This is a genomic window from Paraburkholderia sp. SIMBA_053, assembly GCF_046534895.1.
In the GTDB taxonomy this organism is placed as follows: Bacteria; Pseudomonadota; Gammaproteobacteria; order Burkholderiales; family Burkholderiaceae; genus Paraburkholderia; species Paraburkholderia caledonica.
In genome coordinates, this window is record NZ_JAWRXU010001547.1 from 1 (window position 1) to 241 (window position 241).

Sequence of the window (241 nt, forward strand, 5' to 3'; positions counted from 1 at the left end):
GTTGATACTTGCGTTTGGCTGGACCTCGCGACAGACTTTCGTGAGCAGCCCGTCATCGGCGCGCTTGAAGATCTAGTCAAAAGCGGGGAGGTCGAACTGGTCGTCCCACAGCAGGTACTGGACGAGTTCGATCGTAACAAGACCCGCATCATCGAGGATGCGAGGCGCGGGCTCCAATCCCACTTCCGGCTGGTCAGGCAAGCCGTCAATCGCTTCGGTGAGGATGCTCGCAAAGCTGATC

At 58.5% G+C, this 241-nt stretch carries 1 protein-coding gene; it reads left to right on the plus strand.

Translation table 11 applies throughout. The features are described 5' to 3' along the window. Nucleotides 1-241: PIN domain-containing protein (locus SB753_RS40755; protein WP_410805636.1), on the plus strand; the 241-nt coding region annotated here is incomplete at both ends.